The 16,315-nt window shown below is 58.4% G+C and carries 8 protein-coding genes, 3 tRNA genes and 1 pseudogene; 3 read left to right on the top strand and 9 right to left on the bottom strand.

The features are described from left to right. From R2B70_RS07855 to hcp1, 7 genes and pseudogenes are all read right to left on the bottom strand, one after another. Positions 1–289: pseudogene (locus R2B70_RS07855) on the bottom strand (hypothetical protein); the annotation flags it as partial. A 572-nt stretch (positions 290–861) separates the two neighbouring features. Further along, positions 862–2,208: an SEL1-like repeat protein gene (locus tag R2B70_RS07850; RefSeq protein WP_318163330.1), complete on the bottom strand. Its 1,347-nt coding sequence runs from the start codon at positions 2,206–2,208 to the stop codon at positions 862–864. A 185-nt stretch (positions 2,209–2,393) separates the two neighbouring features. After that, positions 2,394–2,804, bottom strand: a complete 411-nt coding sequence (locus R2B70_RS07845) for a hypothetical protein (RefSeq protein WP_318163058.1) — start codon at positions 2,802–2,804, stop codon at positions 2,394–2,396. After that, positions 2,801–7,495, bottom strand: coding sequence for an RHS repeat-associated core domain-containing protein (locus R2B70_RS07840; RefSeq protein WP_318163057.1), 4,695 nt, complete (start codon positions 7,493–7,495; stop codon positions 2,801–2,803). Before R2B70_RS07840 ends, R2B70_RS07845 begins: the two co-directional genes overlap by 4 nt. Beyond that, positions 7,492–8,220: a DUF4123 domain-containing protein gene (locus R2B70_RS07835; protein ID WP_318163056.1), complete on the bottom strand. Its 729-nt coding sequence runs from the start codon at positions 8,218–8,220 to the stop codon at positions 7,492–7,494. The genes R2B70_RS07840 and R2B70_RS07835 overlap by 4 nt, the downstream gene beginning before the upstream one ends. Beyond that, the gene (gene tssI, locus R2B70_RS07830; protein WP_318163055.1) at positions 8,210–10,291 is read right to left on the bottom strand and encodes a type VI secretion system tip protein TssI/VgrG; all 2,082 of its coding nucleotides are present in this window, start codon (positions 10,289–10,291) and stop codon (positions 8,210–8,212) included. The genes R2B70_RS07835 and tssI overlap by 11 nt, the downstream gene beginning before the upstream one ends. A gap of 278 nt (positions 10,292–10,569) precedes the next feature. After that, complete coding sequence (gene hcp1, locus R2B70_RS07825; protein ID WP_010634242.1) at positions 10,570–11,088, bottom strand: type VI secretion system effector Hcp1; 519 nt, start codon at positions 11,086–11,088, stop codon at positions 10,570–10,572. Positions 11,089–11,709: 621 nt separating this feature from the next. Here hcp1 and R2B70_RS07820 point away from each other — a divergent pair. Then, positions 11,710–12,924 carry a hypothetical protein gene (locus R2B70_RS07820; protein WP_042075289.1) on the top strand — a complete coding sequence of 405 codons (1,215 nt, stop codon included), beginning with the start codon at positions 11,710–11,712 and terminating at the stop codon, positions 12,922–12,924. A gap of 514 nt (positions 12,925–13,438) precedes the next feature. Here the strand turns inward: R2B70_RS07820 and R2B70_RS07815 are convergent. Both R2B70_RS07815 and dauA read right to left on the bottom strand, forming a co-directional pair. Then, positions 13,439–13,526, bottom strand: a tRNA-Ser gene (locus tag R2B70_RS07815). A gap of 270 nt (positions 13,527–13,796) precedes the next feature. Then, complete coding sequence (dauA, locus tag R2B70_RS07810) at positions 13,797–15,533, bottom strand: C4-dicarboxylic acid transporter DauA (protein ID WP_318163054.1); 1,737 nt, start codon at positions 15,531–15,533, stop codon at positions 13,797–13,799. A 457-nt stretch (positions 15,534–15,990) separates the two neighbouring features. Between dauA and R2B70_RS07805 the strand changes: the two genes are divergently transcribed. Beyond that, positions 15,991–16,066 (top strand) — tRNA-Asn (locus tag R2B70_RS07805). A gap of 2 nt (positions 16,067–16,068) precedes the next feature. Then, positions 16,069–16,144 (top strand) — tRNA-Asn (locus R2B70_RS07800). Positions 16,145–16,315 lie beyond the last annotated feature (171 nt).

The following is a 16,315-nucleotide window of genomic DNA, read 5'->3' as shown; positions in this document are numbered from 1 at the left end:
CTACTTGATCGAAATCGTACCTACGGCATTGGCTGACTTATCCAGCTTGGTTATCTGTATCACTTTACCAGACTCATCGACAATCATTAACCAAGCCTCATAACCTTCATTTTTTAGGTCTTTTAATATTTTCTTGTCCGTTATCTCATCGGGCAATCGCTTATCGATCCACTGGCCGCTCATCTGCTTGCCAGACCCCTTGGTCATCGACAACAGCTGGGTACTCTTGGTGCCATCCCCGTCGATATATTCGGCCCCGCCGTCCGAACTTGGTTTCGGTCACCACATAGTGTAGTGAGATTCAGCATTAAATTTATTGCTAAATTATATAAAACAATATTTCATTTTTTCTGAAATGTAGAAATTCTGTTGTGTAAAGTCTAATTAAAAATTAGCCACCCCATGTTTAAATATCAGAATGTCTATGTCACTGAATTTATATGGCGAGTAGAGAAAACACCACCCTCAGGGAAATATATCGACTTTATCCGCTTTATGTGTATATCCTGTCCATCCTGCGGCACTAACTGTCAGAACCACCTTTTCCATACTCAAGATAAGCCTTTGTGAACGGCTCTAACTCTAGCCCATCACCACCATGACTTTTAGGAACCTGAACTCTAGAATTACCTTTATCATCATATAGTTGTAATGTATCCTTAATTAACCATTACTCCATGATCCTCTAATATCATCAGGTTTAACATGTTTCGAAGCTTTATTTGAACCGCCTCTGTAACCTGTTTTTCTGAATCAAATTTATCAAAACAGAAATATGGAAGGCGATAATAAGTGGAAAATGGCAATATCCACTCACTGTTACTATTATCACTATATCTCATTAATCTTATGGGGATGGCATCATATACCCTCTGACACCTGCCCCATTTCACCGTGTTTATCCAGCGTGATGAACCAGTGCTGCGCCAGTTTTTGACCTGCACTTTTTTCTTGTGCCGTCATGCCTTTTTCAAGTTCACGGCTGGCTGCGGTTGCATCAATATTGCCATCCGTTGCGGCCAATAAATACCATGCATAAGCATGCAATCTATTGCGGGGGGCTCCCCATCCCTGCTCACGCATGATGCCCATGCGATATTGTGCTTGCCGATGATTGGCGTTTGCCGCTGCCCGATACTGTTTCATGGCTTCGGTGTAATCAGCCTCACCACCCAGCCCCAGTCGCAACATCTCGCCGTAGACATATCGAGCCTCGCTATTGCCCTGTGAGGCCGCCAGAGAGAGGCTCTTGCGCGCAGCTTTCAACTCCCCCCGTTCCTGTTGCAGGCTCGCCAGTTCAAGCTGGGCCTGACTCACACCACCCGCGGCGGCCAGGTTCAGCCAGTGCTCACGTGCGGTGATATCGCTCTGCTGCAGGCTCAATTGATATTCGGCTTCATGGGAACCATTGCTTGCCGCCAGCTCCAGCCAATAACGGCCAAGCGCCAGATCCTGGGCAACCAGCTCCCCCCTCAGATAGGCCTGCCCCAACCACAGCTGGGCAGGAGCAGCCCCTGCATTGGCGGCGCGCTGATAGAGGCTGAATGCCTCTTCAGAGGGCGCCTTGCTCGCCAGTACCAGCAAAGCGTCCGGCTGTTGCTGGGCCGCTGCTTTCTCGTACCAGCGCAGGGCAAGATCGGCGCGCTTGATCACCCCTTTCCCTTGCTCATAGCGAGCGCCAAGCTGGAATTGAGCATCACGATTACCCTGTTCGGCGGCTTTCTCCAGCCATTTGACGGCATCTTCATCAGCCCCCGCCTGACCTGCATACCACTGCCCCAGAGCTAACTGGGCATTCGCATGCTCCCGCTTGGCAGCCTGCTCGAACCAGTCAAGGCACTCACTGGCCAGCTTGCCCTTGTGCCGTTGTCGGCAGTCCTGACCCAGTTGATAACTGGCCTCAGCATTGCCCAACTTGGCGGAGCGCTGCCACCACCGCCTGGCCAGTGCAGGATTTTTAGGTTCTCCCAACCCCACCTGATACCAACTTCCCACCTGTAGTGCGGCCTTGCCCCGAATGTCGGCATCTGCCGCCAGCGGACCGACTTGATCGGCAGCCTGCTTCATCCAGCGCATCGCCTCGGGATAATCCGGCTTGGCCGCCAGACGATTAGCCAGCTCATATTGCGCCTTACCCTGACCCTGCTGGGCAGCTTGAGCCAATTCTGACTCAGAGACATTTACTGGCGATACTGAACAACCAAACATTAACAATGAAACCGCACACAGTAAGTTATTTTTTTTCATAAATAATGCTATGTAATTCATCAATAAAAAATTCCACACACCATTATTAATAGCTGGCAACTAAAAACCTTCTGGTGTAAAAACCCGCAATTGTGCATGCGAGGGGAAATAACAGTTAATTAATGATGAGACTAGTCTATAATAGTTCACACTGAGACTATATACTCACTATCAATACATAATTCCCCACGCAGAGATACTCTTTCCCCTACTGACAAATCAGTTGACTTCTCAAATGAAACAGAAACTACACCTAATAAGTCATTACTAATTAAAAATAAATCATCTTCAACTCTCTCAATACAAACCCCACTCAGTATAGTACTTGGCGAACGAACAATCGGCTGCTCAAACATCACATCCAAATTTCGCAACAACACCGCATATTCAATGTTAAATGAATCATCTTTTACAGTTGCATTTAATATCTCAGTATCAACACATGGCACATCAGCGTATTTATTGAAGACTGTTGTAGTACAATATATAACTAAACTGCCAAGGATAATTTCTAGTTCTCTTTCATACCCTAGAGCGTTGGCCGCTATAATTTTCATTGCATTTTCCCAAAAGATTTTGGATCACTAGGCATCATTGATTGTATTTTCCCATGTCGTAACACAACAACAACACCTTTCGCCTCTTTCTGTGCACCAGGCCTAAAATATATTTTTTTATCATCGGGCAATACTTTTTCAACACCAGATGAAATAACATTTTTGGCCGACTTAGTGAAAGCTTCAAAACCTTCTACAGATGGACTAAATGTCCCCTCCGGTAAACCAAGTCTCTGCTCAAGAGACGGTATTCTTTCCGGATATTTATCCCAATAATCTACAAAGTGCTTGACGCCTTGATTGGTTCCATCAGGCAGTGTTCCCCATTCTTTTGCTGAGTCACTCTTGGCTATTGCATCCTTCACTCCAGGACAAACCATCTGGATATTTTGAAGTCCTAACGGGTCAACCCAACCTATAGGATTAGGGGCATACTGATAGTTATTCAGCCCACCGGCCAAGCCTATCGGGTCAGGGGTGATAAATCTACCCGTACCGGGCTGGTAGTAGCGGTGGCGGTTGTAGTGAAGCCCCGTCTCGGTGTCAAAATACTGCCCCTGGAAACGCAAGGGGGTTGCCACCTCGGCGATCTCTTCACGCCAGACATTGCCATAGGCTCGATAGCGCACCTGCCAGGCGGTGGCCCCGCTTGTGCGGGTCAGTGCCAAGGGAGTACCCAGGTGGTCAAGCTGGTAGTGGAATACCTCGGCCTTCTGCCCTTCCCCTTCCAGCTGTGCCAGGGGTTTGAAACTGCCGGGTTCATAGATAAAGCTGCGGTACTGCTCGTCAGTACGATGCTTGTCATCACCGAGCAGATAGTAGCTCTCGGCAATCAGGTTGTTGGCCTGCCACAGGAATTCGGTAACCTGCTCGCCTTTTGCTCCCTTGACCGTCTTGCGAATGCGACGCCCAAAGGCATCGTAGTCATAACAGGCGGTGCTACCATCGGGCAGTTCGGCCCTCACCAGCTGGTGCTGGCAGTCGTAGTGATAGCGGGTCACCAGTTGCTGACCCTTGCCGCGCCGCTCCAGCGCCAAGCGGCCAAATTCGTCGTACTCGAAGTGGCGATCGCCACTCAACAGCAGTCGGTTCCCCTGGGTGCGAGCCCCATCGAACTGACCACCCGAACGCTCACCCAGGAGGTTGCCGGCCGGATCATGCAAGAAGCGCTCGGTCAGCTCGCCCCGTACCTCCAGCAAGCGGTCCAGCGGATCGTAGCGGTAGTGCTGCTCCCCCTGCACGCTGTCATCGATGTGCAGCAGGTTGCCCGTTCTGTCATAGCCATAGCGCCGCTCGCGGGCGACCTGCTTGCCCCGCTGCAGACGCAGTGCCGAAAGGCGCCCCTGCTCGTCATATTCGTACTGCTGGGTCAGTGCCCCTTGCTGCCTGCGCAGCTCAAGCCCACCCACCACCTGGTGGCGAGTGAGTTCGACGCCGTTGAGATCAATGCCGCCAAGCGCCCCGTGCTGATAGTGATAGCCAAGCCGGTTGCCGTCGGGCAGTTGCCAGTGTGACAACCGTCCCATGGCATCGTATCGGAAATGGCTTGAGGCCCACCCCTGATGCTCGGCCACCAGATGACCGGCACCATCGTAGTCAAATGCCAGGGGCCAGGCACCGTCGTCGACCCGGATGAGCTGGCCATGGCCGTCATACTCGAAGGCGATCTCGCGACCATCAGGCAGGGATTTTTTCAGCAGGCGCCCCATGAGGTCGCGCTCATAGCGGGTGACCAGTTCGGTCTCCTGCTTGCCGAACTCCACTTTTTCGCTCAGGCGTCCGTTGAGATCATAACGGTAGGCAGTGGTGCGACCATCGAAGCCGGTTTCCCGTGCCACCAGCCCGTTGGGATGGTAATGGATACGATGCTGTTCACCATGCTCGTTCTCGATCTCGCTGAGAAAGAGCTTGGCGTTGTCGTAGCGGTATTTGAGCTCGCTGCCATCGGGGTTGATGCGCCGACTCACCAGATGCAGGCCGGGGTGATATTCGAAACGTGTCTCGCGACCCAGCTCGTCCCACTGCGCCGTGACCTTGCCATAGGCGTTGTACTCATAGCGGCGAACGCCGCCCCCGGGCAGATGGACGGCACTGAGGCGATCTGCCGCGTCCCATTCATAGCGTGTGATTGCGCCACGCGGGTCTTGCCGCACGATCTGGCGGCCCCGCTCGTCATAGCGCCAGCGGCTTATCCCGCCATCGACCCCTTTTTCTTCGATCAACTGGCCAAGGCGGTTCCACACCAGTTCGGTGCGGGTGCTGTCCGGGTGAACCACAGAGCACAGCTTGCCCTGGGGGGTATAGCCATAACGGGTTTCGTTCCCCAGGGGATCCCGCCTGGCAATCAGATCCCCTTGCGGATTGTGCTCAAAGCGCCATTCTCGCTCCCCCTGCACTACCTTGCGAACCCGGCCATCCCAGTAGTGATAGGCAGTCTGACTGCCGTCGGGAGCCACTTCGAGGGCCAACATCCCCTCTTCGTCGTAGTGATAATGGGTCTCGGCCCCCAGCGGATCACGGGCCAGTACTTTCTGACCCTTGTCGTTGTAGGCAAACTCGGTTATCGCACCATCCGGATCCTGCTGGCGGACAAGGCGTGCCTGGCTGTCGTGCTGATACACCTCCTGACTGCCATCGGCATTGAGTACCGTCACCTCGCCCTTGTCATCATCCCAGCCATAGGTGACATCAAAACCCGCCACATCGCTCCAGTGACGGATGGCTCGGGCGGCCTTGCCTTCCCCTTCCCACTCCCAGAAGAAACCGGCACCGCCAGCCAGGCGGCGCTCCACAATGACCCCATCATCACGATAGCGATAACGCTCGCACTCCCCGGCCCCATTCTCGGCCGCCACCAGGTGACCATGGTCATCGTAGTGGTAGCGTTGCAGTGTGACCTGGGGCTGCCAGGCAATGCCGTCGAAACGCTGCAACTCGAGCGCCATGATGTGGTCGCCCTCGTAGGCGAGACGAAGGGCCAGCCCCCCTTCGTTTTCCACCCAGGCGGGGCGCCCTTGACGGTCAGAGCGTACCGTCAGTCGATTGCCGTAGGGATCGGAAAAACCGGTCAGCCGCCCGCTGCCGCCATGCCAGGTAAAATGCAGGAACGGCGAACCGGCCTTGGCCACGATGACCTCATCAGTCTCGTCACCGAGGTAGACCACCGCCTCCGAAAGCAGGTTGGTCACCATGGGTCTGCCTATCGATGGCAACGGCAATTCCGTTGCCAGGGACTCCTCATCCCACCAGGTCAGAGTATCGTCGTGACGTTCAAGCCGGTGCGCAAGGGCATGAGTCCAGCCGATCCCCATGCCGCAGGATTGCGAGACGGCGGACGTGCGATAGAGGCGCCCGAAGACAAAGGACAGCAAACCGGGCAGTTCGCCATCTTGCAGTGCCAGCAGCTCTTCACCCGTCACCATGGAGACCGGGCAGTTGTTTTTGCAGGTTTTGGCTTCAGGTTGATGAGGGCGCTTGGCTGGGGTAACTGCCTGTTTGGAGGCATCCGGAGTCTTGTTCACCTGCTTGATCTCGGTGTGCCCCTGGAACCGGCGTTTGGCCGCAGTTCCTTTTTCCACCAACGTTTTGGCATTGGCATCGACCAACTTAAGATCCGCTTTTTTGGCCGGGTTCAACGGCACCGCACCCGCGACCAGCACCTTCTTCGCCTTTTGGGCGTGCTGGGCCAGGTTGTGCTTCTTGGAGAGATTGACCAAGGAGGTGACTAGTCGCATTACCCGGTCACTGTTCTTGGCCATGGAGGCAGCCTTGGCACCATAGCGCGCCGCGAGGCCAGCCCCTCCGGTCAGCACCACACCGATGATCACATCAATCAGCACCGACGAAATCACCTGAGCACCAAACTCGGTTTGCTGATCAGGGGGCAACATCTTGACCCAGCACACCAAGGCATAGGCATAAAGATAAAGCAGAGCTTCATCTTGCAGTACCAGCATGGCAGCTTCCATCTGGGAGGCCCCAGCCTTGGCCATTGCCGCTGCGTCCACTCCGAAGGCGGCCAGCTTTTTGGCGTTGCCTACCGGGTCGGCCAGCAGGTTGTAGATTGTTTTAAGATCGTCCCACACTCCGACCAGCGCCTTGCCGATACCGCTTGCTGCCGCCAGAGCATGGCTGCCAAACCCACCACCAGTACCGCTGTAACGAACCCAGGCACCCTTGTGCTCACTGTTCCACTCCTTGGTAAGCCAGGCCTCCAGGTCTTTTTGAACGGGAACATAAGAGGTGAACAAGGTATCCAGATCGCTCTTCTTCACATTGGGGTAGAAGGTCACCCGATAGGACTTGCCCGGGGTCAGCTTACCGACCTCGGCAATGCCCTTGGCATCCAGGGTTCCCTCCTTGACTACCGCCTCGCTGACAAAACGTCCGCGCACCAGTTTCCCCGCCTCCACCTTATACGGGGTATTGCCGATGGGAATAAACCTGACGGATTCGAACAGATGAACCAGCCGCAGCGTGCCGTTCAGCGGGCACTGCGTCACCACGGACTGCGCCTTCTTGCTGCCGGACGATGCCGTGATGGTCTTGTCGCCCACCTTGATCGTCTGCTCCATGTCCATGCTGAGCATGTCACCCAGGAAGAAACTCTCGGCATCCTTGCGATAGGCACTCAGGACGTTGTGATAATCGGCGATCACTTCGTTGAAGACGGCCAGGCCGGCATTGCTCATGCTTGAACCTCATTGATCAGCGCCGCTTCCAGCGCCGGAAACAGATCGATATCGGGGGATGGATGACGGGAGACAAAGCGGGCGACCTTGCAGCGCAGGTTCGCCTCGGGAAACGCCCAGTAGAGCTGACCGTTGTGATCCGCCAGTTGCTGCATCAGGTTGTTGATAAGAGGGGCGGGATCCTGTCTCGCCAAGGTCGCGGCAATGGCGGGGGGTAACTCCCACCAGGGGAATTCGCGTGGTGCTGCGGCTTCTGACGCAGCCCATTCGAAGCCGTCCCCCCCGACCCAGATCCCGTCTACTCCAGGCAGCAGGGCGGTGAAGCCCTCTCCCAGCGGGACCAGAATGCGCTTCAGATAAACGCCATCCCAGTAACGGAAGAACACCGCTTCCCCCTGGTGCCAGATCTGGGTCAGCCCCTGCAGATGGGCATAGAGGGTATCGACAGGCTGATCGCTTGCCACTATCCAGCCCCAGTCGCTCGCCTCGGCGCCCTGAGCCCATGCGATAAAGGGGCTCTCCTTGTCGAGGGCCACCAGATAGGGCATGACGGGATGCCAGTCTTCATAAGGGGTGCCGAGATAGAGCCCGCGTGGCGTTTCGCGGCCATCGAGCTGGTAGTAATGTTGCAAGGGAGCCGCATCGCTGGCCCCCGCCAGCACGGCATAAAGAGGGGCCGATTGCCTCTGTATCCACTCTTCCAGCGGCGTGCTCTCAAATCTCACAGGCACCCTCCTTGCATTTTTCACACTCTTCACAGAAAGGGGCGGCACTCTTCATGGTGGCCAGTTGCGCAGGAGTGAGCGGTACCTTGGGTTTAGGGGGAACACTGACTCCCAAGGGCCCTAGTGGCGATTTTCCAGCCCACCCAGTTCCCGAGCCTGCACTGCCGCCGGAGTTCATCTTGATGGTGGGCCCCACCAGGGTCACACCGCCGCCATCGACCTTGATGAAACAACCTCCGACCTTGACGGTAATTTCAGAGCCCGCTTCCAGCACCACCTTGGCACCGGCCTTGACGTGTACCTCCTGCCCCGCCTGGGTGAGCCAGCGTTGCCCGAGCTTCTGGTGCATGGAGGTATCCACGCTCAGCGAATAATCCCCCTTGATGTGGTCCCGTTTCTCCCCTTCAACGGTCAGATGATCGTTGCCGAGGCTGGGTGGAGCCCCCTCCCTGCCCGGCACCTTTCGGATACGAGTCACCCGCTCATTGTCGATATCGGTGTGCTGGTCGTGTTTGATGTGCCAGGCGGCATCATTCTCGATAAGCACGTTCAGGTCTTTCTGACCGTGGATGTAGATCTCTTCCTTGCCCGCCTGGTCTTCGAAACGCAGCTCGTTGAAGCCCTCACCCTGATGGGTCTCGGTGCGCAGCACGGTGCGGGTCTTGTTGGCCGGCAACTCGTACGGCGGCCGGTTGGTGGCGTGATAGGTGCGACCCGTCACGATGGGCTGGTCGGGGTCCCCTTCAAGGAAACTCACGATGACCTCGTGGCCGATGCGCGGGATGGCCATCATGCCGTACTGGCCGCCGGCCCAACCCTGGGAGACCCGCACCCAACAGGAACTCTGGTCGTTGGCGCTGCCGTAGCGGTCCCACGGGAACTGCAGCTTCACCCGGCCATGCTCGTCGCAGTAAATCTCCTCCCCGTCGGGCCCCACCACCATGGCGATTTGCGGGCCATCCACCATGGGCTTGTGGGGGGCTTCCGGACTGCCGATGCGTGCCCGCCAGGTGGTGCTCGCTTTCACCACTCCAAATTCGTTGTGATAGACGGTCGGGCCACTGCCCCCCTCCTCTTCCAGCGCCTGCGGCTGTTCGCCGGTGTGGCGGATATGGACGATTTGCCAGTCGGTGTTGAGGCCGCCGTTGGGGTGTTCGGTCAGCGAGAAGGTCTGCCCCGGCAGCAAGGCGGCGCAGTTGGACTTAGCCTGGCCCGCCACCGCGTCGTTGCGCAGGGCATCCAGCCGGTGCTGGGCAAAGGCCTTGCCGCTGCCATCCTGCTTGTAGCGACCCGGGAAATCGAAGTGCTGGTAGGTATCGCGCTGGTGCTCTAGCTCACTGCCTTGCTTCTTGTGGGAGAGACCATAGGCCGGGGTCTTGAAGCTGTAGTCTTTGAGCTCCACATCCGAGGGGCGCACTGCCTCCCGGTAATGGAACTGCCGCACATAGGGACCCTGCTCCAGCGAGCGGTTGCCGAGGTTGAAGAAGAGCTCGGGGCCGGCAGTCAAGGCGGCCGCGTCGTCGGCAAACACGATGCGGTGCTTGCCCGCTTCAAACTCGTGGAAATAGAACATCCCCTCTTCGGCGGCGAGGCGGTTCACGAAATCGAGGTCGGTCTCGCGGTACTGGACGCAGTATTCCCGCTTGGCGTGCTCGTTCTTGAGCGCAAAGGCGTAGTCGGTGATGCCGTGCTCTTGCAACAGGATGGAGAGGATTTCATCGGGCTTTTGCGCCTGGAAGATACGGGAGTTATGGCGCAAGGAGAGCCGCCATAGCGCCGGTTTCACCTCCAGGGTGTAACGGGTGCGCCGAAAACCGCTGTCCCCTTGCGCAAACTCGCTCACCACCCCGCACACCCGGCGCTGCAGCTCGCCGTTGTACCACACCAACAGCTCGCAAGGCTGGTCCAGCACGGCGCCAAAGTCGATGTCGGGCTGGGCACTCGCCAGCTCAATGCGCAGGTTGAACGGCCGGTTGAGCGCTTCATCCAGCGTAAACTCGGCCACCACCAAGGTACTCTCGGGCAGGGCCCCCACCTTGACGGTGAATTGTAATCCTGTGCTGTCTGCCATCGCTGCGCGCCCCTGAGATATCGTGCGGCCCCATCAGACGGGGCACATCAAGCCGTGTGAGAGCTTCGCCATCGCCTGGTTTTTTCTGACACCATGGCTGCCGCACGCCCTTGACGGCGTGCGGCAAGACGTAAACTCGGTTTTTTCTTGTGCCCGCTCACGCGAGACAAACGGACACAAGAAAAAACATGATGGGGAGGTGGATTGACGCGGCTGGGAACCTTGGCCAGGCCTGCGGAGAACAAGGGGCACCGCAAGCAGTGCCCCTTGGCTGCGAATTACGCCTCGATCGGCGCGCGCCAGTCGTCCGCACCGGAAGTGCCGGCCACGGTGTGTTCCCAGTCGATCTTGCGGTAGGCCATGGAGACCTGGATCAGCTGGGTGAAGTCAGACTTCGCCGGATCCTGGCAGTGGGGCATCTGGCAGTCGATGTCGACTATGGTGGCGTCGGTCAGCACAGTGCTGAAGAAGTGCTCCTGCTTGCCCTCGACGGAGGTGCGGTACCACTTCAGAGTCACCTTCGGCAACATCTCGCCGGACGCCAGGGCGTTGTACATCAGCGGCACGGCCTTGTTCAGGGCAACAGTGAACTTGAACGGCTTGTGGACACGCTGACCCGCCGGCTGGCCGGACTGGGGATCGGTCGGCACGGTGACGACGTGCTGGAATTCCTGCACCAGCATCTCGTCTTCGTGGCCCTGCACGAAGATGTTGCCGACGGAATCGGAGGTGAAGGCACCTGCGGTGATGTTGCCCTGGGTTTTACCTTCGATGCTGATATAACATGGAGTTGGCATGGAATAGCTCCTGATGGGTTGAACGGTAATGACACTCAACCGAAGCCATTAGCAGTGGCCATGCCAATATATTTTCTCAATATAAAACAATAGGTTGTAAAAAATCTGCCCCCGCCTCCGCCCCCTTCTCGGCAACAGCTTGCTCACCCAGCACATACAGCCGGCATTTATTGCATTACCAGAACTTAATTCCAATTACAGGGCAAAAAATTGCCCGTTGCCACACTTGTCACTGGCGCATGGCAAGTTGCCCATCCGACACCCTGTTCTTGATGGCCCTTTTGCCAGGGAGGAGACGCCCGGCGGTTCTGGCGAGCCGGGCCCTTTCGCTGAAAATGTCGCGCCAGATCACCTCGCCGGCCATGACGAGCGCTATACCTATCACCATGGGGGCTGGTTCAGACCCATTGGTGTCATCCCATGGCGCTGGCCGTGATTTTCCCCTGCCTGCCCTGCCCATCCGGGCTCACGACAGACAAGAGGCGCGGCGATCAGAGGGGCTCTTACGACACCCATGGCGCCAGCTCCCGATGCCGGCGTGTACCGCCCTCACGTTGAACAAGAAAGCGGCCCACTCTCGCCGGATGCCATCGTCATCACACACATAAAGGTGATCACATCATGTCCCACCACAAGCCTGTCGCCCCACCCGATCCGCTCTCCCCTCAGCTTTCGGATCCAGCCAACTTTTCCCTCATTCTGGGTGGCCCCCTCTACCAGTTGTGGAGCCGGGCCCACCTTGGCGATATCGAGGCCCATATCAGGCGACGTATCCTCATCCTGTGCGGGATCTGCTGGCTCCCCCTCCTGCTGCTGTGCGGCTGGGAGGGCAGCCTGCTGCAGGGCGTGGCCGTGCCTTTCCTGCTGGACATCGAGACCCATGTCCGTTTCCTCATCTGCGTCTCCCTGCTGGTGTTTGCCGAGCTGATCGTCCACCAGCGCATCCGTGGGATCGTCAGCCAGTTTGTCGAGCGCGGGTTGATAGACCCGCTCTCCATGCCCCGTTTCCACGAGGCCATTCGCAGCGCCATGAGCTGGCGAAATTCGATTCCCGTGGAGATCGGCCTCATCCTCTTCGTCTTCTCCATGGGCTACTTCATCCGGACCAGTACCTTCGTGCTGAACTCCTCCACCTGGTACGCCACTCTTCAGGAGGGGCATGTGTCCCTGACCCTGCCCGGATTCTGGTTCTTCTGGGTGAGCAACCCCATCATCCAGTTCCTGCTCCTGCGCTGGCTCTACCGTATCCTGATCTGGGCCCGCTTCCTCTGGCAGGTATCCCGGATCCCGCTCGTCCTCATGCCGACCCATCCGGATCGCAACTGCGGCCTCGGCTTTCTCGGCGGCTCGGCCTATGCCTACTCGCCTCTGCTGACCGCACTGGGTGCCCAGCTTGCCGGGTTCATCGCCAACCGGATCTTCCATGACGCCGCCGTGCTGACCGCCTACAAGCCGGAGATCATACTGCTCGCCGGTTTCGGCCTGCTGCTCGTGCTGGCTCCCCTGGCGGTCTTCACCCCTCATATCCTGAAGGCCAAGCGCCAGGGGCTGCGGGAATATGGCGCCCTCGCGGCCGAATACAGCCGCAGTTTCGAGCACAGATGGCTGCGCACGGCCGATCGGGACGGGGAAACCCTGCTCGGCGCCGCCGATATCCAGTCCCTCGCCGATCTGGGCAACGCCTACGCCATCATCAAGGAGATCAGGCCCATGCCATTTAGCCGGGACATGTTCCTGCAACTGGTACTGGCCACCGTCGCCCCCTTCCTGCCCCTGCTCCTCACTCTGTTCTCCTTCGAGACGCTGCTCGACAGGCTGGTCGGGGTGATCTTCTGAGCAATAGGCCGGGCCCGCAACAGAGCCGGGAGAGGGGAGATTATGGGCCGGCAGTAGCGGGGAAACGCCCGCCGTCGGCAAGGGGCTCCCCCTCCCTCATCGGCTCCCGAGATTGGCCGACCGCGAAAACAAAAAACCGACCCTAGGGTCGGTTTTTTGTAATTTGGCGGTGAGGGAGGGATGATGCGCCACTGCGTGGCTCACCCCTTCGGGGCGGCCTGCGGCTGTTCATCGCAGCAAGCTGCCCTGCTCGAACCCGGCGAGGGAGCTCCCCCCTCTTCAACATGAGCGGATAGTTCTTCCCCAAAGCAAAAAAAACCGACCACCAGGTCGGTTCTAACATCTGAGGATGGGTCGGGTTGACTCGCGCCATCCCTGGCGCTCGCCCTGCGGGCGGCCTCTGGCCGTCTAGGCGGGCTTTCCTGCCCGCCTGTCGAACCAGGGTTAGAACCGAGCCGCCCGTCACCGGATAAAACAAAAGGGCCTGTCTTTCGACAGGCCCTTTTGTTTTATTTGGCGGTGAGGGAGGGATTCGAACCCTCGATACGTTGCCGTATACACACTTTCCAGGCGTGCTCCTTCAGCCACTCGGACACCTCACCAAATTTTCACTTCTTTGAAGTGGCTTTCGGAAGACGCGATACGTGCTTCTTGCCTACTTCGTCGGTGGGCGGCCCTCGGGCACCGCACCAAAGTTCTGTCTGTGATTTAACGTGTTCAGCCAACACGGGTTCGTTGCGCTGCTGCGCCGGAACGGGGCGTAATGTAAGGGATAGGAGCGGGCCGGTCAATCCAATTTTTTATCTTTTACCACTGATTGCTCAATTAGCGAACCAAGTGACCAAAAAGTTGCCGTTTCCTATCCCTTTCCATCAATTTTCAACCGCTTCGTGCAAATGTTCTCCTCGAATGGCCTCTTCCAGCGAACCGTAGAACTCCAACTCCCCCGCCACCGGGCGCACCTTGCCCCGGGCCAGGGTCTTGAGGGGCTGGAACTGCAACTCGGCCACCTTGAGCCGGACACCCGACTTGGCCATCCGTCTGGCAAACTGCTGGAAGGCGGAGAGTCCCCCCGCATCCAGGATGGAGACCGCCTCCATCTGCAGGATCAGCACCTTGTGATCCCGCACCTGGGCCAGCAACTCGTCGAAGACCCGCTCCGCCGCCGCAAAGAACAGGGGCCCGTTGATCTTGTAGATCAGGGTCTGGGCCGGCACCTCGCTGGCATAACGCTTGTGCTCCGCCAGGTTGTGCAGCCGGGTCATCTTCGCAATTTCCCGCATGAACAGCAGCGAAGCCAGGATCACCCCGAAGGTGATAGCGATGACCATGTCGAAGATAACCGTGAGAGACAGGCAGACCAGCAGCACCAGCACGTCGGATCTGGGGGCACGGCGCACCAGATCCACCACCTTGTGGGCCTCGCTCATGTTCCAGGCCACCAGCAGCAGCAGGGCCGCCATGGCGGAGAGCGGCAGCCAGGAGAGCCAGGGGGCCAGCACCAGGATGGCGGCCAGCACCACCAGGGCATGGACGATGCCGGAAATGGGCGAGGTGGCCCCGGCCCGCACATTGGCGGCGGAGCGGGCGATGGCGGCCGTCGCCGTGATGCCGCCGAAGAAGGGGGCCAGGATGTTGCCAAGCCCCTGCCCCACCAGCTCGCCGTTGGAGCTATGTTTGCGACCCGTCATGCCATCCAGCACCACGGCGCAGAGCAAGGATTCGATGGCACCCAGCATGGCCATGGAGAAGGCGGCGGGCAGCAGCCGCTCGATGGCGGCCAGGTTCCACTCCACCGGCGCCCCGTCCGGTCCCGGCAGGGCCCAGGGCATCACCAGGGTCGGCGCTATGGGGGGGATCCCCATCCCCTGGGAGCCATCGGCCAGGGTGTAGCTGAACTTGCTGCCTATGGTAGCCACGTCCACCCCGAACTGATGCAGGCCAAAGCCCAGGCCCACCCCCACCAGCACGGCGGGCAGGTGGCCCGGCACCGGCAGCCGCAATCTGGGCCAGAGCAACAACACCGCCAGGGTGGCCACCCCGACGAGCGTGTCACCCCACTGCCAGCTGGGCAGGGCATGGGCCAGCGCCTGCACCTTGCCCAGGTAGGTCTCAGGCATCTCGGGCACCTGCAGGCCGAAGAAGTCCTTGATCTGCAGGGTGGCGATCACGATGGCGATACCGCCGGTGAAGCCCAGGGTGACCGAAGGCGGAATGTACTCGATGAGGCGCCCGAGCCGCGCCATCCCCATGGCCACTAGGAAGCAGCCCGAGATCAGGGTGGCCATCAAGAGTCCCCCCACCCCGAATTGCTGGGCCACCGGGTAGAGGATCACCACGAAGGCGGCGGTAGGGCCCGAGATGGAGAAACGGGAGCCCCCGGTCACGGCGATCACGATCCCGGCGATGATGGCGGTGTAGAGGCCGTGCTGGGGCGGCACGCCGCTGGCGATGGCCAGCGCCATGGCCAGCGGGATGGCGATGATGCCGACCGTGATGCCGGCGATGAGGTCGCGGCCGAAGCGCGCCACGCCATAGGGTTCGTCGATGCAGGATTGGCGCAATGCGATAGCCAGCTTCACGCCTTGTAAGGAAGCTTGATTGTGCATGTCTAGGGTAATACCAGAAGAAGGAGACAAAGGCCGGGGTGAACCGGCACCCGATCATCATCAAGGGCCGGCAGAGCTGTCGACGCGGCGATGGTATCCTGAGCAACCATACCCGAGCCGGCCCGATAATTCGATGGGCGGGATCAAGAAATGGACATGAGCGCGCAATATTGTCGCCTATCCCCTGTATTTGCGCGCCGTTTCCCGCCAACTGCGGCCGCCCTCCGTGCTGTTTCTCCCAAGAAAAACCCTGACCTGCACCTCTGGATGAAGGAGGGGACGCACAGGCGTGCATGTTCCCGCAAGGGCATCTCAAGCTGCTGATTGTGCTGAAAATAGTCCACAGCGGCCAAGTTTTGGACAAACAGGCCAAAAAGCCATTTTTTACGCAAGCCATCGGGTTGACACCCGTCCCCCAGGCCATTAATATCCGCCCCGTCTCGACGAGACAGGCAATTCCTCCTTAGTTCAGTCGGTAGAACGGCGGACTGTTAATCCGTATGTCACTGGTTCAAGTCCAGTAGGAGGAGCCAATTCCCTCGTAGTTCAGTCGGTAGAACGGCGGACTGTTAATCCGTATGTCACAGGTTCAAGTCCTGTCGAGGGAGCCATCTTCCAAAGCCCAGCCTTATGGCTGGGCTTTTTCATTTCCCCTGCCCCGCCTCGGGGCAAGGGCGGTCGCCTCCCACGCCCGCCTCCCGATGCGCTCGTCCCTTGCCGTCGGGTCCTGCCGCCACAAGATGGCGCAGGCATACCCTCCATGGGGTACCACTCTGGTGCAC

The organism is Aeromonas sp. XH (assembly GCF_033348475.1).
In the GTDB taxonomy this organism is placed as follows: domain Bacteria; phylum Pseudomonadota; class Gammaproteobacteria; order Enterobacterales; family Aeromonadaceae; genus Aeromonas; species Aeromonas sanarellii.
Note: the sequence above shows the minus strand (reverse complement) of the source record. Positions and strands in the feature narration are given on the sequence as shown.